Here is a 23,556-nt window from a genome sequence, read left to right on the forward strand (position 1 = left end):
GTATAATCAATGAAAAAAATTCTCTTACTATTCCTTATTTTAACCAGTGTATCATACGCGCAAACAAAAAAAGAAATCCTAGTAGGCAATTGGTTAGGAACAGATGCCAGTGGCGCAAAGAATACAATGATTTTTACTTCAGATAATTTTATTTCGATGACCGTTAATGGTGAATTAATCGACGGGAAAAATTATATCGTTAAAGGAGGAAAAAACAACGGGCAAAAAGGCCTATTAAAATATGAAATTGATGAATCTAAAACGCCTATAGCGCTAGATATCATCGCTTATGCTTTAGAAAAAGGCAAGCAAATTGAAAAAGGCAGGTTTTTAGCAATATTAGATTTTAAAAGTAATGATGAAATTAAAATCAATCTCACTTTAAACGGAGTTAGAGCCACAGAATTTAATGAATCTAATGCAGCAAGTACAATTTTGCTGAAAAGAAATTAAATACAAAAATGCATGTTAAGCATCGTAGAATCTAGAGATACCGATTTACCTCATTTAAGAGAATTATTCTTAAACGAAAGACGGCGCACATTTACAGAACAAGATATTTCAGAATTTGAATTAGACGATTTTGACAAACAAACACAAGGTGAATACATTTTAACGGCTCTTGTAAACAATATTCCAGTCGGATTTATTTCGATCTGGATGCCAAACAATTTTATTCATCATCTTTACGTTGATGTTAAACATCAAGGAAAAAACCTTGGTACAGAATTGTTAAAAGCAGCCCTCTTAAAAATCTCTTTTCCAATTACCCTAAAATGCCTTACAAGCAACATTAAAGCAATTGAGTTTTATAGAAAGAAGGGATTTGTAGAAAAAACGAGAGGAAATTCGAGCAACGGAACTTATATTCTATTTGAGTTGACCCAAGAGGTAAAATAACCCTAAAATGCTGAAGACATGAGCCAGATTCAAGATTACAACAATTCTCAGACAGTAGAAAACAAAGAAATCTGCGACCTTCTTTTGGCGATTATAAATAAAAACCTTTCTGATGCCGAAAGCAAAATCTGGCATGCGCATCCGGTTTGGTTTCTAGACGGAAATCCGATTGTGGGTTATAGCAAATTAAAAGATTCTGTTCGATTACTTTTCTGGAGCGGACAATCTTTTGACGAAGAAAAACTCCAAAACGAAGGTTCGTTCAAAGCTGCAGAAATGCGTTATACAAATGTTGATCAAATAAACGAAGAAGACTTAAAACGCTGGCTAGAAAAAAGCAGAGAAATTCAATGGGACTATAAAAACATTGTCAAACGGAAAGGCGAACTGCTTCGAATAAAACCACTTTAAAAAAGGAAAATGAATTAGCGAATAATCTAGAAAAATAAGATTCCTAATTACTGGGGCGTGTCCCTCCGGGTCAGGCTGTCCGCTATATTCCCGATTAACAAAAACTACGGCTAAAAAGCCTTGTTTTTCTAAATCGGGAGATGCCGCTCCCATCCTTCACGCATCTGGCATCCATAAGAACACTTTGTTTTTATATAATTTGTACATTAGTAAGATCAGAACTACAACCAAAAACACCTCTAAATCATGCTAAAACAAATTTTCATCCTTCTCATTTTTTGTTTCGGAATTCAAGTGCATTCACAAGAAATTGGTTTTACAACCCCAGATTATAAAGCCATCGAAAAAGAAATCAACGACAAAAATTCAAAGTTTTACTATCCTAAATTAATGGAAAGACTCACGAAAAACGATACGCTTTTATCGCATGACGAATACCGCCATTTGTATTTAGGCTATGTTTTTCAACCCAAATATGATGCCTTTTGGAAATCACCAGACGAGGAACAGCTTCGCAAATATTATGACAAGGAAGAACTCGAAGCTTCAGATTACGACCAAATAATCAAATTATCCAATCATACCTTAAGCGAATTCCCATTTGACTTAAAACAGCTCAATTTCCTTACTTACGTTTATCACTTAAAAGGAGACGAAGCATCTGCAAAAATTGCTTCTTTTAGATTTCACAGCATTATGAATGTCATACTTTCTTCTGGAGACGGAAAGAAATGCGAAACTGGTTTTCATGTCATAATGGTCGAACACGAATACATTTTGCTCAATCTTTTTGAAATTGAATCTAAAGGACAATCGCTCGTTGATAATTGCGATTATCTCAGTTTCGAAAAAGGTGTCTACAATGTAGACGGTATTTATTTTAACATCGAAAAAATGCTTGAAAACGAAAAGAAAATGCTTCGCTAACATAATTTTAAAAACAAAATACCACAGCTTCAGCAAATTTTAATGTTGAAGCTTTTTTTTGATAAAAACTATTTATTTATTGTTTATCAATAAATTTTTATTATTTTAGCAGCATAACTTCTAATCTTGAATAGTATGGAAATTAAAATTGGAACACCACAGATTCTAAAAATCCTGAATATCTTATCATGGATTATTTTTATTGGCTTATGCGTAGAAGCCGGCATGTATCTTTTTAACGGAATTTATACTATGACAATAAACTCCTACAATGCTCGGTTTCTTGATTTACTTGACTTATATAATTACAGTCCTAGTTTTTATATTCAAGAAATATCCTTTATCAGCATCGTGGCCATCTTAAAAGCCATTATGTTTTATCTGATTGTAAAAATGTTGCATGAGAAAAAATTAAACATCGAACAGCCTTTTACTGCCGAAATGGGACGCTTTATATCTTATCTTTCTTATCTCGCTTTCGGAATTGGTTTGTTTTCTTTCTAGGCCTTTAAATTCAACAATTGGTTAATTATTAAAGGCGTAAAACTTCCTTCGTTGGAATCGCTTAATCTTGAAGGACACAGCATTTGGATCTTTATGGCCATTGTAATGTTTGTGGTAGGACAGATTTTTAAAAGAGGAATCGAAATTCAATCTGAAATTGACTTAACTATTTAAACAAAAAATTATGCCCATTATAGTAAATTTAGACGTCATGATGGCAAAACGAAAAATGTCATTAAACGAACTTTCAGAAAAAGTAGATTTAACCTTGTCTAATCTTTCCATTCTAAAAACTGGCAAAGCAAAAGCAATTCGTTTCAGTACGCTCGAAGCCATCTGTAAAGTTCTAGATTGCCAGCCTGGCGATATTTTAGAATTTTCTGAAGAATAATTTCATTTCGATTTAATTTGTATTTTCGTACAAATCAGATTGGGATTTCAAAAAATTATAAATCTAAAAAACCTGAAAATGAACATTCTAATTGTTTACGCACATCCGAGCAAAAAATCGTACACTTTTCAAGTTTTAGAAAGATTGAAACTAGTCTTGAATACTGAAAAATGGAAGGTAGAAATCTCCGATTTATTTGCGTCCAATTTTGTGAGCGATATGTCTGAGGAAGAATATGAACGGGAAGGTCTTGCCAAAACAGAACTTCCTATTTCTAAAGATGTTTTAGCAGAACAAGAAAAAATAGAAAAAGCAGACTGCATTATTTTTCTATATCCTGTTTGGTGGAGCGATTGTCCTGCAAAATTAAAAGGCTGGTTTGATCGTGTTTACTCGGTTGGATATGCTTATGGACAAAACGAAACGTCTAGAAAAATGAAAACTATTCCGTACGGTCTTGTAATTTGTACAGCAGGTCATCCGAATGAATTCTTGCATGAAATTGAAATTGCACAAAGTATGGAAAAAATTATGCTCGAAGACCGACTTGGAAAACGTTTTACGCATAAAGAAATGATCATTCTAGGCGGAACACTGGAACTAGAAAAGGTTATGTCAACACATTTTGAACTCCTAAATAAAATTCCTCAAAAAATTAAAGCAATACTATAAACCTTAAATTTTACTTTTATCAAAAATGGAACTAGATAATAATGAACAAAAATCAGTTTTTGAAGAAATCCCAACAGAAAAAATATACTCAGAAAAAGCCATAAGAATAGGAACATTTTTTGCGGGTTCGATTAGTTGCTGGATATTGCATTGCAGAAAATTTCAAAGTATTTAATGATTTTGAAAAAGCCAAAAACACTTGGATCATAACCATCATATCCATGATTGCAATTATTCCGCTTATTTTTATTATTCCAGATAACTTTCCTAGTTTTCTTTTTCCGTTACTTTATTTAACGGTTTCTTCTTATTTTTTGAAAAAATTTCAAGAACAGAATATTCAAAAACATATTCAAAATGGAGGTGAAACTTTTGGAGGATGGAGAGTCACTTTGATTGGTTTGTTAAGCATTATTGTTTTTTTCGGAATCATAATTAGTGTAGTCTTATTAACAGAAAACGTCTAATAATTTTTCTGTCCGAAATACACCTTAAAATTGTCTTTTAAGCACCTTAACCAATTGATTTTTAGATTGTAAATTTACTTTACTAATTTAAAAGTCAATTGATTATGAATACTCAAGATTTTACCACAACAATACTTGTCAGTCAAACACCAGAAGAAGTCTTTAAAGCCATACAAAACGTTCGCGGCTGGTGGTCTGAAGAAATTGAAGGAAAAACAGCGAACCAAGGAGACGAATTTAAATACCATTATGAAGACGTACACCGTTGTAAAATAAAACTGATTGAAGTAATTCCGAATCAGAAAATCGTTTGGTTGATTGAGGAAAATTATTTCAGCTTCACCCAAGACGATACCGAATCAACCAATACTACTGCTGTTTTTGATATTTCGAAAGAAAATGACAAAACAAAACTAGTTTTTACCCATGTGGGTTTGGTTCCTGATTACGAATGTTTTGACGTTTGCAAAGCAGGCTGGACCAATTACATTGAGAATAGTTTGAAAAAACTAATTGAAACAGGAAAAGGTATGCCGAATGCTACTGGAAAACCACAAATTGAAACCGAAAGAAAATTATCTGAAAAATAGAATCACATTTCATACTATTATTTTAGACTACGTCAATCATAGATTTGGCTAAATCTATTTTGCTAATGCTTCGCAACTTTGTATCAACAAAAAAATAATAGTATGAAAATTATAATTACAGGTTCTCTAGGGAACATTAGCAAGCCTTTAGCGAAAGCTTTATTAAAAGAAAAACATCAAATTACAATAATTGCAAGCAGTAGCGAAAGAAAATCGGAAATTGAAAATCTTGGAGCTCAAGCCGCAATTGGATCTGTAAATGATGTCGATTTTTTGACTCAAACTTTTACGGGAGCCAATGCCGTATATTGCATGATTCCACGAGCGAATTATTTTGATCCGAATCTTGATTTAGATGCTTTTACGCGTACAATTGGAAATAATTATGCAGAAGCTATTGCAAAATCTGGCGTAAAACGAGTAGTGTTTTTAAGCAGTATTGGCGCACATTTACAACAAGGTTCTGGAATTATTCAGCGTTATAATGAAATCGAAGCGGTTCTGAACAAACTTTCAGATGTCTCGATTACCTTTATGCGTCCGACTTCTTTTTACTACAATTTGCTGGCTTACATCCCGATGATTAAAAACCAAGCCATTATAGCTGCTAATTATGGAGCCGATCAATTGATTCCGTGGGTTTCTCCAAACGATATAGCCGAAGCAATTGCAGAAGAATTTACAACTCCGCTTGACGGAAAAAAAATACGTTATGTGGCTAGCGAAGAAGTTTCTGGAGATGAAACTGCAAAAATTTTAGGCGACGCCATCGGAAATCCAGATTTAAAGTGGAAATTAATATCTGACGAAGAAACACTAAACGGATTAATTGCTGTTGGAATGCAACCTAAAATTGCACAAGGTTTGGTAGAAATGTATGCCGCACTTTACAGTGGTTTGCTAAGTGAAGATTATTACCAAAATCGTCCAGCGGTTTTAGGAAAAACAAAACTGGCAGATTATGCAAAAGAATTTGCTGCCGTTTTCAATCAAAATTAATTACTTTGTACTATGGCCAATCAGCAACCACTTCGATTTAAGACAATAAGCGAATTTCATGATTTTAGAGATTTGCCAAAACCCGAACATCCTTTAGTAAGCGTTTACAATTTTGAAGATTTAAAATATCTAAATAACGAAGAACCCAAAAGCTTAATGCTGGATTTTTATTCGATTGCTTTAAAAAGAAATGCCAACGCAAAAATGCGATATGGCCAACAGGAATACGATTTTAAAGAAGGAGTTTTAATTTTTCTTTCGCCAGGACAAGTTTTTTCTATTGAAGGAAATGCCGAAATGCAACACACAGGATGGTCATTATTGATTCATCCTGATTTTCTTTGGAATACGCCGCTTGCTCACAAAATCAAACAATACGACTACTTTGGTTATGCGGTCAATGAAGCGTTACATCTTTCTGATAAAGAAGAGAATATGCTCATTGATATTATTAAAAATATTCAGCAGGAATACCAATCCAATATCGATAAATTCAGTCAAGACGTTATTATTGCACAAATTGAATTGTTTCTCACGTATGCGGAACGATTTTACAACAGACAATTTATTACCCGAAAAATAAGCAGTCATCAGATTTTGGCACGATTAGAAAAACTTTTGGAAGACTATTTTACCGACGACACTTTAAAACAAAAAGGAATTCCAACAGTTCAATTTATTGCCGAAAACCTAAATGTTTCATCCAATTATCTTAGCGCACTATTAAAAACGCATACGGGTCAAAGCACGCAACAGCATATTCACAATAAATTGATTGAAAAGGCAAAAGAAAAGCTTTCGACTACTACTCTATCGATCAGCGAAATTGCATTTGAACTGGGTTTTGAGCACCAGCAATCCTTTAGTAAATTATTCAAAACAAAGACCAACACTTCCCCTTTAGAATTCAGGCAATCGTTTAACTAATTGCTTTATTTTTCATACATTCGTTAGGTAAAAAACGAAAATTATGAATCCATTTTTAAGAAATACTTTGGCTGTAATTGCAGGTCTTGTTATTGGCAGTATTGTCAACATGAGCATCATTTTAGTAAGCGGCTCTATAATTCCAGCGCCAAATGGTGCAGACGTTACTACTGCTGAAGGTTTAAAAGCAAACATGCATTTATTTGAGCCAAAGCATTTTCTTTTCCCATTTTTGGCGCACGCACTCGGAACTTTTGCAGGAGCATTGACAACCGCTTTTGCTGCAATTAAGCACAAAACAAAACTGGCTTTCGGCATTGGAGGTTTCTTTTTATTTGGTGGTCTTGTTACAATTTTCACTTTACCTTCTCCACTTTGGTATGGTTTAGTTGATTTAGTTTTTGCTTATATTCCGATGGCTTATTTGGCTTCTAAAGTTGCTGTAAAAAAGTAAAATAATGGAAAATCAAAAAAAGATAAAACCAGCAAAAAAATGCTATGAACATCTTGGCGGTAAATTGGGAGAATTGCTTCTAGAATCATTTGCAGACAAAAAATGGATTGCCAAAAATAATCCCGAAGAGAAGCATTTTTACATAACCGAATTGGGTGAAAAAGAGTTTTCTAAACTAGGAATAGATCTTAGCAAAATAAAATCAGAAGCCATTTAATTTTATAAATTTCCTTTTCTTTTCTACAAAATTTATAGCACTTTATTTCATAACTTAGTTTGCTTTTAAATCTTGAATCATGACTAAGAAAGAAATCGCTAAAAACTTCCTGAAATTGGCAGCAAAAGGACATTCTCACGAAGGTTTTCGATTATATGTCGGAAAGAATTTCAAACATCACAACGCGTACTTCAAAGGCGATGCAGACACCTTAATGCTTGCCATGGAAGAATCTGCCAGGACAAATCCGAATAAGATTTTTAAAATTCATCATGTTTTAGAAGATGGAAACCTTGTTGCTGTGCATTCACATCTTAAACAAACGCCTTCAGACATTGGTTTTGCCGTGGTGCATATTCTAAAATTTAAAGACGACAAAATAGTAGAATTCTGGGATTTAGGGCAGCCCGTTCCAAAAGATTCTATTAATGCAAATGGAATGTTTTAATTTTTGTTTCACGTTTCAGGTTTCAAGTTACCTACAAAACGTGAAAACTGAGAATTGAAAATTGACCATTAAAAAATTCACCACTAACAATCAAATGAACTTCATCGCCAAAATTTCCTTATTAACAATTCTAATTTTCACTTCTTGCAATTCATCGGCACAGAAAAAAGAGGATTATAAAAAAAGTATCGACAGTATACTTCAAAATTCTAATCCAAAATTTAATGGTGTGATTTTGATTTCGCAAAGCGGAAAAACAATGTATTCTAAAGCACAAGGCTTTTCTAATTTTGAAACTAGAACACCTTTGAAAATGGATACCCAATTTGAAATCATGTCCAACAGTAAATTAATTGCTGCCGTTTTTCTTTTGTTGGAAGTAGAAAAAGGAAAAGTAAATTTGAATGCTCCAATCAAAAAATACCTGCCAGAGCTTACGCAAACTTGGGCCGATTCGGTAACAGTACATCAGCTTTTAAATCACTCGCACGGAATTGTCGATTTAGAAAAACCATTGGCTTTTAAACCGGGAACCGATTTTAAATACGGAAATCTAAGTTTTAATCTGGTCGCAAAAATTGTCGAATTCAGCTCTAAAAAAAGCTATAGAGAGGTTGCTGAATCACTTTTTAAGAAATTAAAAATGAATCACACTTTTTGTTATTCAAAAGATAAAGAACAAAATTTGGCAACGGGATATTATAATGTAAAAAATCAGCTGGAAGCTGATACTTCAAGGCAGATCACAGATGAAACTTTAGGTGCAGACGGCATTATTTCAACCGTTTCTGATCTTGCCATTTGGAACACTAATCTTCATAAAGGAAAAATATTAAAACAAGAATCGTATCAGTTATTAACTAAAAACACCATTTTATCTCAGCATAATTTCTTCGGAAAAGAAAAACAACCTTATGGAGACGGAATTCGAATTGTAGAAGAAGAATCTGTAAAATATCTTGGACATACAGGTTTAGGAGACGGATTTTCTGGTGTAAATTTGTATTTCCCAGAAAGCGACGTTAGTCTGATTGTTTTAGAAAATCAAATGCCCGAAGATGCCAATTTGTTTTATGCTTCTGAATTCAAAATCAAAAACATCCTTCTAAAAAGCGATTTATTAAGTAAAAAGTAAACAAAATGGCAAAAAATAAAACTACAGAAACTCAAAACAGTGTTACTGATTTTATTAACGCTGTCGAAAATGAAGTTAAAAGAAAAGATGCTTTTGAACTTCTTAAAATAATACAGAAAACAACCGGTTTTGAACCCAAGATGTGGGAACCAAGCATTATTGGTTTTGGAAGTTATCATTATAAATATGAAAGCGGGCATGAAGGCGACGCGCCTTTAGCTGGATTTTCGCCAAGAAAAACAGCATTGACCGTTTATTTCTATTTGCCAGAAGAAAAAAGAGAAGAACTTTTATCGAAACTAGGAAAACACACCTCTTCAAAAGCTTGCATTTATATCAAAAAATTGGCTGATGTCGATATCGAAATCTTAAAAAAGATAATTTTGCTTTCTAAACAATACACTCAAAAATTATATCCCTCAAAATAAAATGATTATATTCTTAATTCTCGTATTTTTAATACTACTTGCCATTTACAAATTTCTTCAGCATCCAAAATTCGGAAAAGCTCCTTCTGGCGAAAGATTAACTTTAATTCAAAATTCGCCTCAATATAAAAACGGAAAATTTGAAAATCAATCTTTTACACCCGACCTTGCAGAAGGAGAAAGTATGGCGGGGGTTTTGTTTGAATTTTTCTTCAAAAAAGTAGAAAGAAAAACTCCAACCGATTTGATTCCGTCTATAAAAACCAATTTGCATGAACTTCCTCTTGATCAGGATATTTTAGTTTGGTTTGGACATTCGTCTTATTTTATTCAGTTGGAAGGAAAACGATTTTTAATTGATCCCGTTTTTAGCGGAAACGCCTCTCCTATTCCCGGCACAACAAAATCTTTCAAAGGTTCTGATATTTATTCTGTCGAGGATCTTCCAGAAATTGATTATTTATTGATTACACACGATCATTATGATCATCTGGATTACGATACGATTTTAAAATTAAAACCTAAAACAAAAAAGATTGTTACCGCTCTTGGAGTTGGTTCACATTTTGAGTTTTGGGGATTTCCATCAGAAAAAATTATCGAAAAAGATTGGTACAGCACCATCAAATTAGATGAAAACCTGACGATTCATACTACGCCATCAAGACATTTTTCTGGCAGAAGTTTTAAAAGATGCAATACACTTTGGACTTCTTTTGTTTTGGAAACTAAAGATTTTAAGATGTATTTGGGTGGCGACAGCGGTTACGATTCTCATTTTGCTGCAATTGGTGAAAAATACGGTTCATTTGACATCGCTTTATTGGATAATGGTCAATACAATGAGAAATGGAAATATATTCATAATATGCCTCAAGATGTAATAAAAGCAATGAAAGACCTGAAAGCAAAACGTGTATTTCCGGTGCATTCTTCTAAATTTTCGCTATCGCTTCATGCTTGGGACGAACCTTTGAAAAAAGTAACCGAATTGAATAGTTTGTCTGAAAATCCGATTCCTTTAATTACACCAATGATTGGCGAAATCGTTGAATTGAAAAATGAAAAACAAGAGTTTAAGCAATGGTGGAAAGGGGTTAATTAATTATGAATTGTGAATTGTGAATTGTAATGTCACCCTGAGCGAAGTCGAAGGGCGTTCCGATTGGCAATTGGGCTTCGACTTCGCTCAGCCTGACAACAAGCACAGCACTTGAAACGTGAAACCTGAAACTTCAAACTTGAAACCTGAAACCAAAAAATGAAACCAAAAATATACTATTTCGCAATTGCATTTCTATTAACAATAAACCTATTTTCTCAAAATACCTATGTTTTTTTAGGATCTTACAATCGTGATAAAACAGCTGAAGCTATTCAAGTTTATCAATTGGATACCTTGAGTGGTAAATTAACCAAATTTACTTCGGTTAAGAATGTTGTCAATCCGTCTTATTTAACGGTTTCACCAAACGGAAAATACATTTATGCTTGCACCGATACCAAAACTCCAAATGCAGGAAGCGTAAGCAGTTTTGAATTTAATCCGTCAGCAAAAACTTTGACTTTTTTAAACAGTCAGAGAAGCGGAGGTGAAAATCCTGTTTATGTTTCTGTTCATAAAAACGGAAAATGGCTTGCCAATGCCAACTATACCGAAGGAAGCGTTTCGGTTTATCCGATCTTGGAAAACGGCAAAATCGATTCGATTGCTCAAAATTTTCAATACATGGACGGAAGCGTAAATAAAGACAGACAAACTCGATCTCACGTTCATTCGTCCATATTTTCTCCTCAATGCGATTATTTGTTTTTACCCGATTTAGGAGCCGATAAAATTCGCTGTTATGCTTTTGATGAAAATCTAAAAAAGCCTTTAATTGAAACTAAAAATCCGTTTACGAAAACCGATTTAGAAGCTGGCCAAGACATTTTACTTTTCACCCCAATCAAAAATGGGGATATTGTATTGAAGAAATGGCGGGGCAAATAAGCGTTTACAATTACGAAAATGGTGTTTTAAATAAAATTCAGCGTATTGCGACGCATTCCGATAAAATAAAAGAGGGTTTTGAAAGCTCTGATATTCATATTTCACCTGATGGTAAATTTTTATATGCTACAAATCGTGGAAAAGAAAACAATATTGCGATTTTCTCTATTGATGAAAACGGGCATCTAAAAAACATTGGCTATCAATCTACTTTAGGAAAACATCCGAGGATTTTTGCTCTTGATGAAAGCGGAAAATTTTTAGTAGCATCAAATGTATTGACCAACAATGTTGTTGTTTTTAAAAGAGATTCTAAAACTGGATTATTAAAGAAAATAGGAAAAGAGATTAAAATGGAAAACGTTTCTTGTGTTCAGATTAAGCAGATTTAATTTTTTTGTTTCACGCAGATTTTGCTGATTATAGCAGATTTTATTTCTTGCTTTATTTTTTACATTCTGTCTAATTAGGCAAAAACTAATCATAAAAAACCAAAAATATGACAATAAATAACTTCAATCTACAGCCCGATTTCTTAGAAAATGAAATCTCACAGTTAATTCCGTTAGAAGAAAAACATTTTGAAGCATTATTTGAAGCCGCTTCCAATCCGTTAATTTGGGAACAAAATCCAGCTAAAGATCGATATAAAAGAGACGTTTTTAGAACTTATTTTGATATGATAATTACAAAAAGTCCGTTCTTAATTTTCGATAAACAAACCAACGAAATTATGGGAACAACGAGTTTCTACGATTACAATCCAGAAAAATCGAGCGTTGGAATTGGCTACACTTTTATTACCAGAAAATATTGGGGCGGGCCTTATAATAAATCGAACAAAAAATTAATGATTGATTATGCTTTTCAGCATGTTAATTCGGTACTTTTTCATATTGGAGCAGAAAATTTCCGTTCGCAAAAAGCCGTTTTAAAACTCGGAGCAGAAAAAATCAATGAGCTGACATTTACTGTTAATGGTCTTGAAGTGCCTTACTTTGAATATGAATTGAAGAAAGAATGAGAGATTCTTAAGAGAAAAGAATTTAGAGGAAAGAAACTAGAAGCAAGAAAAATGCAGAACTTCTCTTGCTTCTTACTTCTCAAAATAATAAAAAAAAAGAAAAATGAAAAGAATAACCGTTTTCTGTGCCTCTAGTTTTGGCACTGAAAAAATTTACGAAGAACAAGCAATTTTAGTTGGAAAAACTTTAGCCGAACAAGATATAGAACTAGTTTATGGTGGTGCAAATGTCGGTTTGATGGGCGCTGTAGCAGACGGCGCTTTAAACGCTGGCGGAAAAGTGATTGGTGTGCTTCCAAACTTTTTAAGATCTAAAGAAATTGCTCATTTAGGTTTAACTGAATTAGTTTTGGTAGAAAGCATGCACGAAAGAAAAACCAAAATGAACGATTTATGCGATGGCGTAATTGCACTTCCTGGAGGATTTGGAACACTTGAAGAACTTTTCGAAATGCTGACTTGGGCACAATTAGGGCTTCATAAAAAACCAATTGCTATTTTAAACATAAATGGCTTTTACGATTCGCTTATTGCATTACTGCAAACCATGACCGAAAAAGGATTGCTGAAAGAGGTCAATCAGCAAATGCTTTTAGTTAGCGATTCTATTGATGATTTATTAGAAAAAATGAGAAATTATGTTCCGCCAACAGTTGGAAAATGGATTGACAAAGCACAATCTTAGTTTTCGGCGTTACACTCTATCAACATTTTTAAACTGCTTTTTATAGTCACTTGGATTTACTCCGTTATGTTTTTTAAACAGTCGATTCAAGTGACTTGCATCGCTAAAACCAAATTCATACACAATCTCATTGATTTGCATACTGGTATATTTCAGTCGTGTTTCAATTAGTTTTATTTTGTACGCGATTGTATATTCCTGTATGCTTTGCCCTGTTTTGGTTTTAAAATACTCACTTATATATTTGGGCGAAATATTAAATGCTGACGCCATATTCGATGCCCTTAATTGATCTGGACGATAAATATTTTGATGAACATAATTCAATAAATCCAAACTTGGCACTGCATTAACTTCATTTATACTAAGAGGAGCCATAAGCGAAATATTTCTCGCTGCTATTGTTATAATCGTATTTAGAATTTGCTTTATAACTTCTTGCTGCTGCGGAAACTGGCTTTTTTCTTCTCTAATAAGTGCCTCTATCATTGCCCTTATTAAAGGTTTGTCGATTATAGTTTTTAAAATACAGCCCGGCATATGATTGTGGTTATGGAAAATAAACTCCAACTTCTGAATCCAATCGCTGTTTTGCGTTTTAAGATAACTGTCATTAAAGCGTATAAAGAAAAATTTCGTTTTCTCAGTGACTTCAAAACTATGTGTATCTTGAGGAAAAATCAAGAAAAACTTATCACTGCTATACGGTAATCGATGATCGTTGATAATTTGAGTTCCTTTTCCTTCTAGAACAAACACCATTTCAAAGAACGTATTTTTACGTTCTTTCGGTTCGTATTCTAAAACTTCTAAAAACTGAAGTTCAAAAGGACGGTGTAAGTTTCTAATTTCCATCTTCCAAAAATACAAATTATTCCAATGATTGTACAAATTTATAAAAGTCGTTATCTGCAACTTTGTACTATAAAATCACATCAATATGGAAACAACCTCATTTTTATTATTACGTCTTGCAATCGCCATCAGTATGTTTGGCCACGGATTAGTCCGTTTGCCAAAACTAGCAACTTTCAGCAATTGGATGGTTGGCAGTTTTGAAAATTCGATGCTGCCAAAAATCATCATAACACCATTTAGTTACATTCTTCCAATAGCCGAATTTGCAATTGGTCTTTTCCTATTATTAGGCATCTTTACTAAACCCTCTTTAGTTGGAGGAGCAATTGTTATGGTCATCTTATTATTTGGCACTTCGATGATTGAGAACTGGGAAGCTATTCCGTCACAATTAATTCACATCGCTTTCTTTGCTTTGCTTTTGCATTTTGCAGATTATAACAGCTGGGCAATTGATACTTTAATTAAAAAATAAATAGCATGAGTTCAAGAAGAAATTTTATTAAGCAAACTGGAATAATAGGAATGGTTGGCATGATGAATCCTATTGAAACTTTTTCGGAAGTTTCGAAAAATGCACCTCTTTTCGTCCCACAAAAAACAAAATGGGCAGATGGTTCTAGATTAGTGGTTTCGATCTCAATGCAATTTGAAGCTGGCGGACAGCCTCAAAATGCCGAAAGTCCGTTTCCTCAAAATATACAAAAAGGTTTTATTGATCTTCCTTCTGCAACCTGGTACGAATATGGATATAAAGAAGGCATTCCACGTATGTTGGACAATTGGGATAAATTGGGCGTAAAAGTAACTTCGCACATGGTTGGAACCGCCGTTTTAAAAAATCCCGAACTGGCTAAAGAAATTGTACAACGAGGCCACGAAGCTGCCGCACACGGAATGAGCTGGAGCACGCAATACACCATGCCGTATGACGAAGAAAAAAAGTTTATAAAAGACGGTGTCGATGCCATAAAAAAAGTTACAGGCTTTACTCCTGTTGGTTACAATGCCAACTGGTTACGCCGAGGACAAAATACTCTGGATATTTTACAGGAACTTGGTTTTAAATATCATATCGATGATCTTAGCCGTGATGAACCTTTTATTATTCAGATAAAAAATAAAGATTTTGCAGTGGTTCCATATACACTTCGATGCAATGATATTGTTTTGATTGAAGGGAAAAACTTTTCGGCAGATCAATTCTTTCAACAAGTTAAAATGGAATTTGACCAATTATACGCTGAAAGTGAAACACAACGCCGACAAATGTCAATTAGTTTTCATGACCGTATTGGAGGAACTCCGCAAATGGTAAAAGCAGCAAACGATCTCATCAAATATATGCAGCAACATCAAGGCGTAAGCTTTAAACGAAAAGATGAAATTGCAGAAATAGCACTACATGATAAAACTACAATAAGAGAATAAATTTAGATTGCAGATTGTAGATTGTAGATCGCAGATTGTAGATCGCAGATTGTAGATTATAAAGTCCACGCAGGTAAAAACTTGTGTGGATTTTTTTTATTAAATTTAGAGGTTCGAAAAAACGTATCAGTTTTAAACCCAATCTTGTCATTCCTAGGAACGAGGAATCTCCGCCAGTAGCTCGACAAAGATTGGCTTTTCTTTACGGAGTTTCTTGTGAAGATTCCTCGTTCCTCGGAATAACAAACTAGACTTTTTTCACATTTTACAATTCGCAAACAACATCTCACCAACAAAAAATGAAAACAGAAAACAACAAATATGCAAAGGCCGAAATGCTGATAAGAAAACCTGTTTCAGAAGTTTTTCAGGCTTTTATTGATCCTCATATTACAAGTAAATTTTGGTTTACAAAGGGATCTGGAAAATTAGAAGAAAATAAAAAAACAGAATGGACTTGGGAAATGTACGGTTTTTCGCTTTCGGTTACTACGCTTGTTTTACAGGAAAATAAAAAGATTGTAATTGAATGGGGAAATCCAGATGAAATCACTTTGGTCGAATGGGTTTTTAGTCCGTTGAATGAAAATGAAACTTTTGTAAGTATCATCAATTCAGGTTTTCATGGAGACACTGATAAAATAATCGATCAGGTTCGTAATTCGACTGAGGGTTTTACTTTGGTTTTGGCTGGAGCAAAAGCTTATTTAGAGCATAATTTACTATTGAATTTGGTATTGGATCGCTTTCCTAAAGGACTTGCTTAATTGTGATTTAACCGTAAAGTTTTTTAACGCAAAGCTCGCAAAGGTTTTACGCAAAGTACGCGAAGTTTTCTATACTGCTACGAATTAGTCTCGCAAAGACGCAAAGTCACTAAGTTTTTTTATTTATAACAAAAAACTTAATCTTTAAGATCTGTTCAAAATAACTTTGCGACTTCGCGACTTTGCGAGATTAAAAAAAAACTTAAAAATAAATTTCTCCAAATGGAAACAAAGAAACCCGAAAACATAGACGAATATATTGGAGCATTTCCTAATGATGTACAAGAAATTCTGGAAAAAGTTAGAATGACGATTCAGAAGGCGGCGCCAGATGCCAAAGAAAAAATCAGTTATTCGATGCCAGCTTTTGAACAGAACGGTATTGTAGTTTATTTTGCGGCTTTTAAAAACCATATTGGACTTTATGCATTACCAAGCGGACACGCTGCTTTTGCAGAAAAACTTTCTAAATATAAATCTGGAAAAGGATCTGTTCAATTTCCTTTAAAAGAAGCAATGCCTTATGACTTGATTACTGAAATTGTCAAATTTAGAGTCAAAGAAAATCTGGAAAAAGCAAAAAAGAAATAAACCACAATGAATTTAATCCAACATTACGATCAACTTTACAAAACATCTTCTGAAATCATTTCAGCAGGCAAATATGCTATTGATTCTGAACTTAAAAATGAATCTGATTCTCGTTTTGGAATCACGTTACTTATTCGCCCAAATGATGAAACTAAAGCTAATATTCAGACTTTCATTAATGAATTAAAAAAAGCCGAACCTGAGCAATATTTTTACCCAGATTCAGACATTCATATTACCATTATGTCGATTATTTCTTGTTCTTCAGCTTTTACCTTAGATCAGATTTCACCAAATGAATATATCGAGGTAATCTGCCGAAGTCTTGTAGATGTGGAGAAAATAAAAATTCATTACAAAGGCATAACTGCTTCTCCTTCGGCAATTATGATTCAGGGATTTCCAAGCGACGAAACGCTGAATAATTTACGAAATAGACTTCGTGAAAACTTTAAAAATTCCGGATTACAGCAAAGCATAGATAGCCGTTATTCTATATCGACAGCCCATTCAACTATAATGCGTTTTCAAGAAAAGCTTCATGACCCGAAAAAACTAATAGAAATAGCAGCAAAATTTCGTGATTATGATTTCGGAGAATTCGAAGTTAAAAATTTAGAATTGGTTTACAATGACTGGTATCAGCGTAAAAATACTACTCGTGTTTTGGGAGATTTTTGTTTGAGATAATTTACTTTAAACCAGAATAAATTTTGTTAATAAAACTTCTAATTTCGAGTTTTAAGCTTTACAAATACTTCTACCTTTGGGTTCAAAATAACCAAATTATACAAACTTACAACGGTGGATAAAAAACTTTACGGACTAGATCATTTACGTGCTTTTGCAATCTGTTTTGTTTTTTTATTTCATTATCAAGTTCCCGTTTTTGATTACCCAAAATGGCTTCCTGCAATTGCTAAATTTGGCTGGACAGGAGTCGATTTGTTTTTTGTTTTAAGTGGTTTTCTAATTTCTTCTCAGCTGTTTTTTCAAATTAAAAATGGCATCGAAATTTCGTTTAAAGACTTTTTTGTAAAACGCTTTTTTAGAATTCTGCCTGCTTTTTGGTTCGTCACAGCAATCTATTATCTTTTTCCTTTTTTTAGAGAAAGAGAAGCGCTTCCTCCTTTATGGAAGCTACTTACTTTTACTCAAAATTTTGATTTAAACCTTCAAGATTTTGGCACTTTTTCGCATGCTTGGTCACTTTGCGTAGAAGAACACTTTTATCTTCTTTTACCTCTATTTCTGTACTTTTTGCTCAACACAACATTCTTCAAAAAATCCTATTGGCTGCTGATTATCTTTGTCTTGTTAGGATTTGTTTTTCGATTCTATAGCTGGGAAAAATTATATATTCCATTAATTGAAAATGATAATTCTTGGCTTTATTGGTACAAATATATTTACTACCCAACATACAATCGCTTGGATGGACTTTTGATTGGAGTATCCATTGCTGCCCTCTATCAATTTCTTCCTGAATTATGGAATAAAATCTCGAAATACGGCAACCTTTTACTTATAATTGGACTTCTAATATTGTTTGGTGCTTATATTCTTTGCATTGAAGAAAGATCTTTTTACGCATCACTTTTCGGATTTCCGGTAATTGGGCTCGGCTATGGATTTGTAGTTATGGGCGCAATATCTCCTGAAAGCGTTTTATACAAATGGAATTCTAAAACCACTACTTTTATTGCAGGGCTTTCGTATGGAATTTATTTAACGCACAAAGGAATTATTCATATTACGCAGGAATTTCTCGCTTCTTTAAACATTGATACAAGTAGTACATTTTCAATGCTAATTTGCATTATTACTTGTGTAGGAGCCGCATATTTGCTACATCAAATAATTGAGAAGCCATTTATGAAATGGAAAACAAGGTTTTTGAGTGAGAAAAAATTATTGCTTGAATTTCCCAAAATGCCATAAAACTCCAGACGGATCGTGCAAAAAACATTCGCTTCCCCAATCCAAATATTTTATTGGAGTCAGTTTTACTCCTTCATATTTTGAGGGAAGATTTAGAGCTAAAAGTTCGCTGTAATAGCGTTCGACATTATCCACTTCCAGAAAAATCATAGTATTTTCAATCCAGTTTTTATCGTAGTAATCTTGAAGATAAAAAGCTATTACTCCCGTTTTAAAAACCGAAAAATTAGATTCTAAAACCGTTTCTTCAAATCCTAAATCGCGATAAAAACTTCTAGAGATTTCAAAGTTCTTAGCACCTATAAAAGGTCTGATTGATTTAGCTCCGTGATTCATTTACTATAAATTTATGTCGTTATAATAAATTAAAAACCATTTATTACCGATCAGTTTAAATTGTCTTTCTACTTCAAAACCACTATCTGGAATCCAAAATTTTTCTGTGATTAAAGTATCTGTTTTTACTAATGAATGCTGGTATTCTTCAATTTCTGTTTTTTCAGCAACAGGAATTACTTGAAACTGCCAATTCTTTCTTGTCCAATTGTATTGCTCAAAACCAGAAACATGTTTTCCTTCGATCGGAAAATCAACTCTTGAAACTTGAAAAAGAGAATCAGAATGGAATTTTTTATTGAACTCGTCAAAATTCTCAGGCAATTCTTTTTTTATGGGTTTTGCAATGCTATCACTTTTAATAGCAATTTCAGAATTTGATTTCGTCTCTTCTTTTACTTTATTACAATTTACAGCAATAAAAGCGAAAGCCAAAACAAGCAAAATAGTTGAGATTTTCATGAAAATCAGATTTTTAGCTTTTCTTCAAAATACTTCCCAAACCGCGTCCAATTTGTTCTATTGCTTCGATACCTTTTGCCAAAGGCGATGCGGTAAAATCTTCGTAAGCATCCATTGCACTTTCTTTCCTATCGTCTTGCGGATAAACAAGCATTACATTATTGCTGTCGAAATATTTTTCAAACTTCGTTGGTAATTTATCAAATATAGATTGATATGAAACAGAACCTTTTCGAGATAAATTGACAACCACTAAATCGGTTGGTTTTATTTCATCAGAGATGCTTTCAAAATCTTCCCAATCCGAAATGTTTTTAAAACCAAATTTGCTGTTCAGTTTTAAATTAGAAGCAATCTGCTGAATAGCCTGATAGGTTCTCTCTTCGCCGTAAATCACAATCGGAATACTTAATTCCTGTGCCAAACGGCTCACTTTTTGCATTAGCAAATGAAAACCAATTCCTCTTTCTGAAAATGGCGGACAAATAAAAACCAGTCTTTTTTCTTCAATAAAATTCTTTTGAAACCTGCAGATAAATAAAGTCTTATCTACATTATTGATAATCGAATCTACATTTTCTCCAAAGATTTTATCAATAAATCCTGTTTTCCTTGGCCAACCGACAATCACAATATCCGACATGATTTCTTTAGAAGTTCTTGCAATTCCGCTCGCAGGATTGTGATCGATTCTGGCAATAGTATTAATTTTCACTTCTGAAGCCGATCCTTGAATTACAAATTTATCGGCGGCTTTTCTGTATTTTAAAATGTTCTTTTCCGCCTGATTATTGTTTGGAACGATCGTCAATAAAGTAACCGGATTTGATGATTTTTTATCTTTGATCAAAAGCGCAAAATCCAACAAACTTGCTGCAGCAGACGATTTTGCCAACGGAATCAAAATATGTTCGTCTAAGATCTGATCTCTGTCTGCGTCTTCATGTGAAATTTCTTCTTCGCAGATGGCAATTTTTTTCGCTGCTTTTTCAGTTGCAAAAGAAGCTACAATACACGTAATCAGAATTAGGATAATGGTTCCGTTTAAAATATTTTCATCTAATATTTTTGCTTTAAATCCGACCAAAATTACAGCCAAAGTTGCCGCGGCGTGCGCACTGCTCAATCCAAAAATAAGCTGTCTTTCTGTTCGGGTATATTTAAAAACAATTTGAGTAAAAAACGCCGCAATCCATTTTCCAAATATCGCTACAACGCTCAAAGTTCCAGCCACTATTAAAGCTGTTGGTCCGCTCAAAATAACGCTTACATCCACTAGCATTCCTACAGAAATCAAGAAAAACGGAATAAATAACGAATTCCCCATAAATTCAATTCTGTTCATCAAAGCGGAAGAATGCGGAATCAGCGGATTCAAAGCCAAACCTGCAACGAAAGCTCCAATAATGGGCTCTACTCCTGCCACTTCAGCCAAAAAGGCAGCAAAGAAAACGACAGAAAGCACAAAAATATAGTGGGCGTGTTTTTCACTTTCTAACTTCTTAAAAAACCATTTTGCTACACGAGGGATAATCAAAAACATAATAGCAGAGAAAATCGCCAATGAAATGATCAATTTAACCCAAAATGCCTGATTTAGATTTCCCTGACTGCTTCCCATAATTACTGCCAGAATAATTAAAACGGCAGTATCTGTTAAAATAGTTCCTCCAACCGTAATGGCAACAGCTTGATTTTTAGCAATTCCTAATTTACTCACAATCGGATACGCGACCAAAGTGTGTGTAGCAAACATACTTGCCGTTAAGAAACTCGCATTAAAATCATATTTCAACAAATAAAAACAAACAGGAAATCCTATTGAAAGCGGAAGAATAAAGGTGAAAAAGCCAAAGAGCAAACTCTTATTTCTATTGGCTTTAAACTCGTTCATATCCAATTCTAAACCCGCAATAAACATGATGTACAAAAGCCCGATTGTAGAAAATAAATCTACCGCAGAGTTTTTAGCCAGAATATTTAATCCATGCGAACCAATGATAACCCCAGAAATAATAAGTCCGATAATTCCAGGAATGTTTATTTTTTTTAGTAAAATGGGACAAAGCAGGATTATAAATAGTATTAATGAAAAAATCAATACTGGATTGCTTAGTGGTAATTCGAATTCTTGTAATAGATGTCTGAAAAATTCTATCATAGGGTAACTTTATCTTCTTGTGGCATTATTATTTGTAAAAAGACGTTTTCAGAATTAAAACAAAATCCATGAAGTATTAATAATAAAGACTCGAGTAATACAAGTCGTTCTTTTACAAAAATACCTAAAAAACACGAACTTTTTACGGAAAGTGCATATTAAGGTTTTAAATTTATTTCGTTGCCGAATTATTAAATTTTAATATTTATTTTAACAAATACGCAAGATTAACATTAAAAAAGAAATCATCATTGCATTATTCGATTATCTTTGTCTTAACAAAAAATGAACAATGGAAGAATGTATCTCTGTTTTTGATATGCTTAAAATTGGCGTTGGCCCTTCAAGCTCACACACTTTCGGTCCTTGGCGCGCTGCTGAACGCTTTCTAGAAGAATTGAAAGAAGAAGCAATTTTAAACGATATTACAAGGGTAAAAGTCGATTTATATGGCTCGCTTTCTTTAACTGGAAAAGGCCACGCAACAGATCTTGCGGTAATGTTAGGATTAAGCGGACAAGATCCTGAATATATTCCTGTAGAGGATATTGCAGGAATTATTAAAAAAATCGAAACCACAAACGAAATCAATTTGGGCAACCAAAAAGTGATTCCATTCTTTTTTCTTCAAGACATTGTTTTTAATAAAGACTTTCTTCCGTTTCACGCAAACGGATTGAAATTTACGGCTTACAAGCCTGATGATTCAGAATACGAATCTACTTTTTATTCAATCGGAGGAGGATTTGTGGTAAAAGAAGAACGTACAAATGCCAAACTGAAAGAGGTTATAAAATGTGCCTTTCCTTATCCTATTCAAAACGCCGCAGAATTATTAAATTATACGGTTACTGAAAACAAATCGATTTCTGAAATTGTATACGAAAATGAAATTTCGATGCGTCCAGAAGCCGAAGTGCATTCTGAATTAATGCGTATTTGGAATACGATGTTGGAATGCATGTATATTGGTTGCCATTCTGAAGGAATTCTTCCAGGCGGACTTCACGTACGAAGAAGAGCTTTTGATATGCACCAAAACTTAATTGGATTATCTAATTACACTAGACCCGCAAAGCTGGTTGGAAGAAATTAGAAAAACTGAAGTTAAATTCCGTCAAATCTTAAAATGGGTGAGCTGTTTTGCCCTTGCAGTTAATGAAGTAAATGCTTCTTTAGGCCGTGTGGTTACTGCTCCTACCAACGGAAGTTCGGGTGTAATTCCTGCTGTTTTAATGTACTACATGGTTATTGAAAACCATAATGCAGGCGAAAAAGAAATCAAACAATTTTTGATGGTGGCTGGTGAAATTGGAAGTATCTTTAAAAAAGGTTCTACTATTTCTGCAGCAATGGGCGGATGTCAAGCTGAGATTGGCGTTTCGTCTTCGATGGCTGCGGCTGCTCTTTGCGAATTAATGGGCGGAACTCCTGCTCAAGTTCTTATGGCTGCTGAAATTGCCATGGAACATCATTTAGGTTTAACCTGCGATCCTATTGGCGGTTTAGTTCAAATTCCATGTATCGAAAGAAATACAATGGGTGCCATTAAAGCCATAAACGCTGCTGAATTAGCTTTAGAAACCGATTCTAAAAATGCTAAAGTTCCATTAGACAAAGTGATTAACACCATGTGGGAAACAGCAAAAGATATGAATTCAAAATATAAAGAAACTTCTGAAGGAGGTCTTGCAATTGCTGTAAACATGGCTGATTGCTAAAACTTAAAATAACTAATGCTAGAGATTAAAGGTTTTAGACTGATAAAAAATCATTCTTAAAACCTTTAGTCTTTGTCAAAAACCTCAAAAATTACTACACAATTACTCTATTGTAA

General features: G+C 33.7%; 32 protein-coding genes and 1 pseudogene. 29 read left to right on the forward strand and 4 right to left on the reverse strand.

What is annotated here, in order from left to right; all coding sequences use genetic code 11:
• Positions 1–9 precede the first annotated feature (9 nt).
• The 22 genes from ACPWTF_RS05080 to ACPWTF_RS05185 all read left to right on the forward strand — a co-directional run bounded on the left by ACPWTF_RS05080 (position 10) and on the right by ACPWTF_RS05185 (position 13,172).
• Entirely contained in the window at positions 10–453 is a 444-nt protein-coding gene (locus ACPWTF_RS05080) for a hypothetical protein (protein WP_427874671.1), read from the forward strand.
• 12 nt (positions 454–465) lie between these two features.
• On the forward strand, positions 466–900 hold the full coding sequence (locus ACPWTF_RS05085) for a GNAT family N-acetyltransferase (RefSeq protein ID WP_427874672.1): 435 nt from the start codon (positions 466–468) through the stop codon (positions 898–900).
• Positions 901–918: 18 nt separating this feature from the next.
• The gene (locus tag ACPWTF_RS05090) at positions 919–1,311 is read left to right on the forward strand and encodes a DUF1801 domain-containing protein (RefSeq protein ID WP_427874673.1); all 393 of its coding nucleotides are present in this window, start codon (positions 919–921) and stop codon (positions 1,309–1,311) included.
• Positions 1,312–1,557: 246 nt separating this feature from the next.
• The gene (locus ACPWTF_RS05095; RefSeq protein ID WP_427874674.1) at positions 1,558–2,238 is read left to right on the forward strand and encodes a DUF4919 domain-containing protein; all 681 of its coding nucleotides are present in this window, start codon (positions 1,558–1,560) and stop codon (positions 2,236–2,238) included.
• A 135-nt stretch (positions 2,239–2,373) separates the two neighbouring features.
• On the forward strand, positions 2,374–2,742 hold the full coding sequence (locus ACPWTF_RS05100) for a hypothetical protein (protein WP_427874675.1): 369 nt from the start codon (positions 2,374–2,376) through the stop codon (positions 2,740–2,742).
• Between the two features lie 51 nt (positions 2,743–2,793).
• Positions 2,794–2,916 (forward strand): hypothetical protein, encoded by a 123-nt coding sequence (locus ACPWTF_RS05105; protein WP_427874676.1) that lies wholly within the window; start codon positions 2,794–2,796, stop codon positions 2,914–2,916.
• 10 nt (positions 2,917–2,926) lie between these two features.
• Complete coding sequence (locus ACPWTF_RS05110; protein WP_057116634.1) at positions 2,927–3,133, forward strand: helix-turn-helix domain-containing protein; 207 nt, start codon at positions 2,927–2,929, stop codon at positions 3,131–3,133.
• 78 nt (positions 3,134–3,211) lie between these two features.
• Positions 3,212–3,805, forward strand: a complete 594-nt coding sequence (locus tag ACPWTF_RS05115; protein ID WP_427874677.1) for an NAD(P)H-dependent oxidoreductase — start codon at positions 3,212–3,214, stop codon at positions 3,803–3,805.
• Positions 3,806–3,924: 119 nt separating this feature from the next.
• Positions 3,925–4,272: a hypothetical protein gene (locus tag ACPWTF_RS05120; protein WP_427874678.1), complete on the forward strand. Its 348-nt coding sequence runs from the start codon at positions 3,925–3,927 to the stop codon at positions 4,270–4,272.
• A gap of 104 nt (positions 4,273–4,376) precedes the next feature.
• Positions 4,377–4,862, forward strand: coding sequence for an SRPBCC family protein (locus ACPWTF_RS05125; protein WP_427874679.1), 486 nt, complete (start codon positions 4,377–4,379; stop codon positions 4,860–4,862).
• 102 nt (positions 4,863–4,964) lie between these two features.
• Positions 4,965–5,861, forward strand: a complete 897-nt coding sequence (locus ACPWTF_RS05130; RefSeq protein ID WP_427874680.1) for an NmrA family NAD(P)-binding protein — start codon at positions 4,965–4,967, stop codon at positions 5,859–5,861.
• Between the two features lie 12 nt (positions 5,862–5,873).
• Positions 5,874–6,788: a helix-turn-helix domain-containing protein gene (locus tag ACPWTF_RS05135; RefSeq protein WP_427874681.1), complete on the forward strand. Its 915-nt coding sequence runs from the start codon at positions 5,874–5,876 to the stop codon at positions 6,786–6,788.
• A 43-nt stretch (positions 6,789–6,831) separates the two neighbouring features.
• The gene (locus tag ACPWTF_RS05140) at positions 6,832–7,242 is read left to right on the forward strand and encodes a hypothetical protein (protein WP_427874682.1); all 411 of its coding nucleotides are present in this window, start codon (positions 6,832–6,834) and stop codon (positions 7,240–7,242) included.
• A gap of 4 nt (positions 7,243–7,246) precedes the next feature.
• Complete coding sequence (locus tag ACPWTF_RS05145) at positions 7,247–7,459, forward strand: ArsR family transcriptional regulator (RefSeq protein ID WP_427874683.1); 213 nt, start codon at positions 7,247–7,249, stop codon at positions 7,457–7,459.
• Between the two features lie 79 nt (positions 7,460–7,538).
• Positions 7,539–7,907 (forward strand): nuclear transport factor 2 family protein, encoded by a 369-nt coding sequence (locus ACPWTF_RS05150; RefSeq protein WP_427874684.1) that lies wholly within the window; start codon positions 7,539–7,541, stop codon positions 7,905–7,907.
• Between the two features lie 94 nt (positions 7,908–8,001).
• Positions 8,002–9,042, forward strand: coding sequence for a serine hydrolase domain-containing protein (locus ACPWTF_RS05155; protein WP_427874685.1), 1,041 nt, complete (start codon positions 8,002–8,004; stop codon positions 9,040–9,042).
• Between the two features lie 5 nt (positions 9,043–9,047).
• Positions 9,048–9,470 (forward strand): DUF1801 domain-containing protein, encoded by a 423-nt coding sequence (locus ACPWTF_RS05160; protein WP_427874686.1) that lies wholly within the window; start codon positions 9,048–9,050, stop codon positions 9,468–9,470.
• Position 9,471: 1 nt separating this feature from the next.
• Positions 9,472–10,575 (forward strand): MBL fold metallo-hydrolase, encoded by a 1,104-nt coding sequence (locus tag ACPWTF_RS05165; RefSeq protein ID WP_427874687.1) that lies wholly within the window; start codon positions 9,472–9,474, stop codon positions 10,573–10,575.
• Positions 10,576–10,731: 156 nt separating this feature from the next.
• Positions 10,732–11,463: a lactonase family protein gene (locus tag ACPWTF_RS05170; RefSeq protein ID WP_427874688.1), complete on the forward strand. Its 732-nt coding sequence runs from the start codon at positions 10,732–10,734 to the stop codon at positions 11,461–11,463.
• Positions 11,448–11,855: a lactonase family protein gene (locus ACPWTF_RS05175; RefSeq protein ID WP_427874689.1), complete on the forward strand. Its 408-nt coding sequence runs from the start codon at positions 11,448–11,450 to the stop codon at positions 11,853–11,855. Before ACPWTF_RS05170 ends, ACPWTF_RS05175 begins: the two co-directional genes overlap by 16 nt.
• Before the next feature lie 107 nt (positions 11,856–11,962).
• On the forward strand, positions 11,963–12,487 hold the full coding sequence (locus ACPWTF_RS05180) for a GNAT family N-acetyltransferase (protein WP_427874690.1): 525 nt from the start codon (positions 11,963–11,965) through the stop codon (positions 12,485–12,487).
• A gap of 103 nt (positions 12,488–12,590) precedes the next feature.
• Positions 12,591–13,172, forward strand: a complete 582-nt coding sequence (locus ACPWTF_RS05185; protein ID WP_427874691.1) for a TIGR00730 family Rossman fold protein — start codon at positions 12,591–12,593, stop codon at positions 13,170–13,172.
• 9 nt (positions 13,173–13,181) lie between these two features.
• On the opposite strand, the gene ACPWTF_RS05190 is transcribed toward ACPWTF_RS05185, so the two are convergent.
• A complete protein-coding gene (locus ACPWTF_RS05190) occupies positions 13,182–14,027 on the reverse strand; it encodes a helix-turn-helix domain-containing protein (RefSeq protein WP_427874692.1) in 846 nt (281 codons plus the stop codon).
• A gap of 85 nt (positions 14,028–14,112) precedes the next feature.
• Between ACPWTF_RS05190 and ACPWTF_RS05195 the strand changes: the two genes are divergently transcribed.
• From ACPWTF_RS05195 to ACPWTF_RS05220, 6 genes are all read left to right on the forward strand, one after another.
• Complete coding sequence (locus ACPWTF_RS05195; RefSeq protein WP_427874693.1) at positions 14,113–14,505, forward strand: DoxX family protein; 393 nt, start codon at positions 14,113–14,115, stop codon at positions 14,503–14,505.
• Between the two features lie 5 nt (positions 14,506–14,510).
• Positions 14,511–15,461, forward strand: a complete 951-nt coding sequence (locus tag ACPWTF_RS05200) for a polysaccharide deacetylase family protein (protein WP_427874694.1) — start codon at positions 14,511–14,513, stop codon at positions 15,459–15,461.
• Between the two features lie 299 nt (positions 15,462–15,760).
• Positions 15,761–16,228 carry an SRPBCC family protein gene (locus ACPWTF_RS05205; RefSeq protein ID WP_427874695.1) on the forward strand — a complete coding sequence of 156 codons (468 nt, stop codon included), beginning with the start codon at positions 15,761–15,763 and terminating at the stop codon, positions 16,226–16,228.
• A 222-nt stretch (positions 16,229–16,450) separates the two neighbouring features.
• The gene (locus ACPWTF_RS05210) at positions 16,451–16,819 is read left to right on the forward strand and encodes an iron chaperone (RefSeq protein ID WP_427874696.1); all 369 of its coding nucleotides are present in this window, start codon (positions 16,451–16,453) and stop codon (positions 16,817–16,819) included.
• 6 nt (positions 16,820–16,825) lie between these two features.
• Positions 16,826–17,509 (forward strand): 2'-5' RNA ligase family protein, encoded by a 684-nt coding sequence (locus tag ACPWTF_RS05215; protein WP_427874697.1) that lies wholly within the window; start codon positions 16,826–16,828, stop codon positions 17,507–17,509.
• Between the two features lie 114 nt (positions 17,510–17,623).
• Positions 17,624–18,760 carry an acyltransferase family protein gene (locus ACPWTF_RS05220; protein ID WP_427874698.1) on the forward strand — a complete coding sequence of 379 codons (1,137 nt, stop codon included), beginning with the start codon at positions 17,624–17,626 and terminating at the stop codon, positions 18,758–18,760.
• On the opposite strand, the gene ACPWTF_RS05225 is transcribed toward ACPWTF_RS05220, so the two are convergent.
• Genes ACPWTF_RS05225 through ACPWTF_RS05235 form a run of 3 tightly spaced genes read right to left on the reverse strand, consistent with a single transcriptional unit; the run spans position 18,731 to position 21,719 of the window.
• Positions 18,731–19,096 (reverse strand): glyoxalase, encoded by a 366-nt coding sequence (locus ACPWTF_RS05225; RefSeq protein WP_427874699.1) that lies wholly within the window; start codon positions 19,094–19,096, stop codon positions 18,731–18,733. The two genes, ACPWTF_RS05220 and ACPWTF_RS05225, sit on opposite strands and share 30 nt — an antisense overlap.
• Positions 19,097–19,099: 3 nt before the next feature.
• A complete protein-coding gene (locus tag ACPWTF_RS05230) occupies positions 19,100–19,558 on the reverse strand; it encodes a hypothetical protein (protein ID WP_427874700.1) in 459 nt (152 codons plus the stop codon).
• A 13-nt stretch (positions 19,559–19,571) separates the two neighbouring features.
• Complete coding sequence (locus ACPWTF_RS05235; protein ID WP_427874701.1) at positions 19,572–21,719, reverse strand: cation:proton antiporter; 2,148 nt, start codon at positions 21,717–21,719, stop codon at positions 19,572–19,574.
• Between the two features lie 292 nt (positions 21,720–22,011).
• On the opposite strand from ACPWTF_RS05235, the pseudogene ACPWTF_RS05240 reads away from it, so the two are divergent.
• A pseudogene (locus tag ACPWTF_RS05240) lies at positions 22,012–23,440 on the forward strand (L-serine ammonia-lyase).
• Positions 23,441–23,556: the final 116 nt, after the last annotated feature.

Source organism: Flavobacterium sp. MMS24-S5 (genome assembly GCF_050320125.1).
Classification (GTDB): domain Bacteria; phylum Bacteroidota; class Bacteroidia; order Flavobacteriales; family Flavobacteriaceae; genus Flavobacterium; species Flavobacterium tyrosinilyticum.

Bases quoted from the DNA above. Each gene is read 5' to 3' on its own strand.
- ACPWTF_RS05080 (WP_427874671.1), top strand. From the start codon at position 10: ATGAAAAAAATTCTCTTACTATTCCTTATTTTAACCAGTGTATCATAC.
- ACPWTF_RS05085 (WP_427874672.1), top strand. From the start codon at position 466: ATGTTAAGCATCGTAGAATCTAGAGATACCGATTTACCTCATTTAAGA.
- ACPWTF_RS05090 (WP_427874673.1), top strand. From the start codon at position 919: ATGAGCCAGATTCAAGATTACAACAATTCTCAGACAGTAGAAAACAAA.
- ACPWTF_RS05095 (WP_427874674.1), top strand. From the start codon at position 1,558: ATGCTAAAACAAATTTTCATCCTTCTCATTTTTTGTTTCGGAATTCAA.
- ACPWTF_RS05100 (WP_427874675.1), top strand. From the start codon at position 2,374: ATGGAAATTAAAATTGGAACACCACAGATTCTAAAAATCCTGAATATC.
- ACPWTF_RS05110 (WP_057116634.1), top strand. From the start codon at position 2,927: ATGCCCATTATAGTAAATTTAGACGTCATGATGGCAAAACGAAAAATG.
- ACPWTF_RS05115 (WP_427874677.1), top strand. From the start codon at position 3,212: ATGAACATTCTAATTGTTTACGCACATCCGAGCAAAAAATCGTACACT.
- ACPWTF_RS05125 (WP_427874679.1), top strand. From the start codon at position 4,377: ATGAATACTCAAGATTTTACCACAACAATACTTGTCAGTCAAACACCA.
- ACPWTF_RS05130 (WP_427874680.1), top strand. From the start codon at position 4,965: ATGAAAATTATAATTACAGGTTCTCTAGGGAACATTAGCAAGCCTTTA.
- ACPWTF_RS05135 (WP_427874681.1), top strand. From the start codon at position 5,874: ATGGCCAATCAGCAACCACTTCGATTTAAGACAATAAGCGAATTTCAT.
- ACPWTF_RS05140 (WP_427874682.1), top strand. From the start codon at position 6,832: ATGAATCCATTTTTAAGAAATACTTTGGCTGTAATTGCAGGTCTTGTT.
- ACPWTF_RS05145 (WP_427874683.1), top strand. From the start codon at position 7,247: ATGGAAAATCAAAAAAAGATAAAACCAGCAAAAAAATGCTATGAACAT.
- ACPWTF_RS05150 (WP_427874684.1), top strand. From the start codon at position 7,539: ATGACTAAGAAAGAAATCGCTAAAAACTTCCTGAAATTGGCAGCAAAA.
- ACPWTF_RS05155 (WP_427874685.1), top strand. From the start codon at position 8,002: ATGAACTTCATCGCCAAAATTTCCTTATTAACAATTCTAATTTTCACT.
- ACPWTF_RS05160 (WP_427874686.1), top strand. From the start codon at position 9,048: ATGGCAAAAAATAAAACTACAGAAACTCAAAACAGTGTTACTGATTTT.
- ACPWTF_RS05165 (WP_427874687.1), top strand. From the start codon at position 9,472: ATGATTATATTCTTAATTCTCGTATTTTTAATACTACTTGCCATTTAC.
- ACPWTF_RS05170 (WP_427874688.1), top strand. From the start codon at position 10,732: ATGAAACCAAAAATATACTATTTCGCAATTGCATTTCTATTAACAATA.
- ACPWTF_RS05175 (WP_427874689.1), top strand. From the start codon at position 11,448: ATGGCGGGGCAAATAAGCGTTTACAATTACGAAAATGGTGTTTTAAAT.
- ACPWTF_RS05180 (WP_427874690.1), top strand. From the start codon at position 11,963: ATGACAATAAATAACTTCAATCTACAGCCCGATTTCTTAGAAAATGAA.
- ACPWTF_RS05185 (WP_427874691.1), top strand. From the start codon at position 12,591: ATGAAAAGAATAACCGTTTTCTGTGCCTCTAGTTTTGGCACTGAAAAA.
- ACPWTF_RS05190 (WP_427874692.1), bottom strand. From the start codon at position 14,027: ATGGAAATTAGAAACTTACACCGTCCTTTTGAACTTCAGTTTTTAGAA.
- ACPWTF_RS05195 (WP_427874693.1), top strand. From the start codon at position 14,113: ATGGAAACAACCTCATTTTTATTATTACGTCTTGCAATCGCCATCAGT.
- ACPWTF_RS05200 (WP_427874694.1), top strand. From the start codon at position 14,511: ATGAGTTCAAGAAGAAATTTTATTAAGCAAACTGGAATAATAGGAATG.
- ACPWTF_RS05205 (WP_427874695.1), top strand. From the start codon at position 15,761: ATGAAAACAGAAAACAACAAATATGCAAAGGCCGAAATGCTGATAAGA.
- ACPWTF_RS05210 (WP_427874696.1), top strand. From the start codon at position 16,451: ATGGAAACAAAGAAACCCGAAAACATAGACGAATATATTGGAGCATTT.
- ACPWTF_RS05215 (WP_427874697.1), top strand. From the start codon at position 16,826: ATGAATTTAATCCAACATTACGATCAACTTTACAAAACATCTTCTGAA.
- ACPWTF_RS05225 (WP_427874699.1), bottom strand. From the start codon at position 19,096: ATGAATCACGGAGCTAAATCAATCAGACCTTTTATAGGTGCTAAGAAC.
- ACPWTF_RS05230 (WP_427874700.1), bottom strand. From the start codon at position 19,558: ATGAAAATCTCAACTATTTTGCTTGTTTTGGCTTTCGCTTTTATTGCT.
- ACPWTF_RS05235 (WP_427874701.1), bottom strand. From the start codon at position 21,719: ATGATAGAATTTTTCAGACATCTATTACAAGAATTCGAATTACCACTA.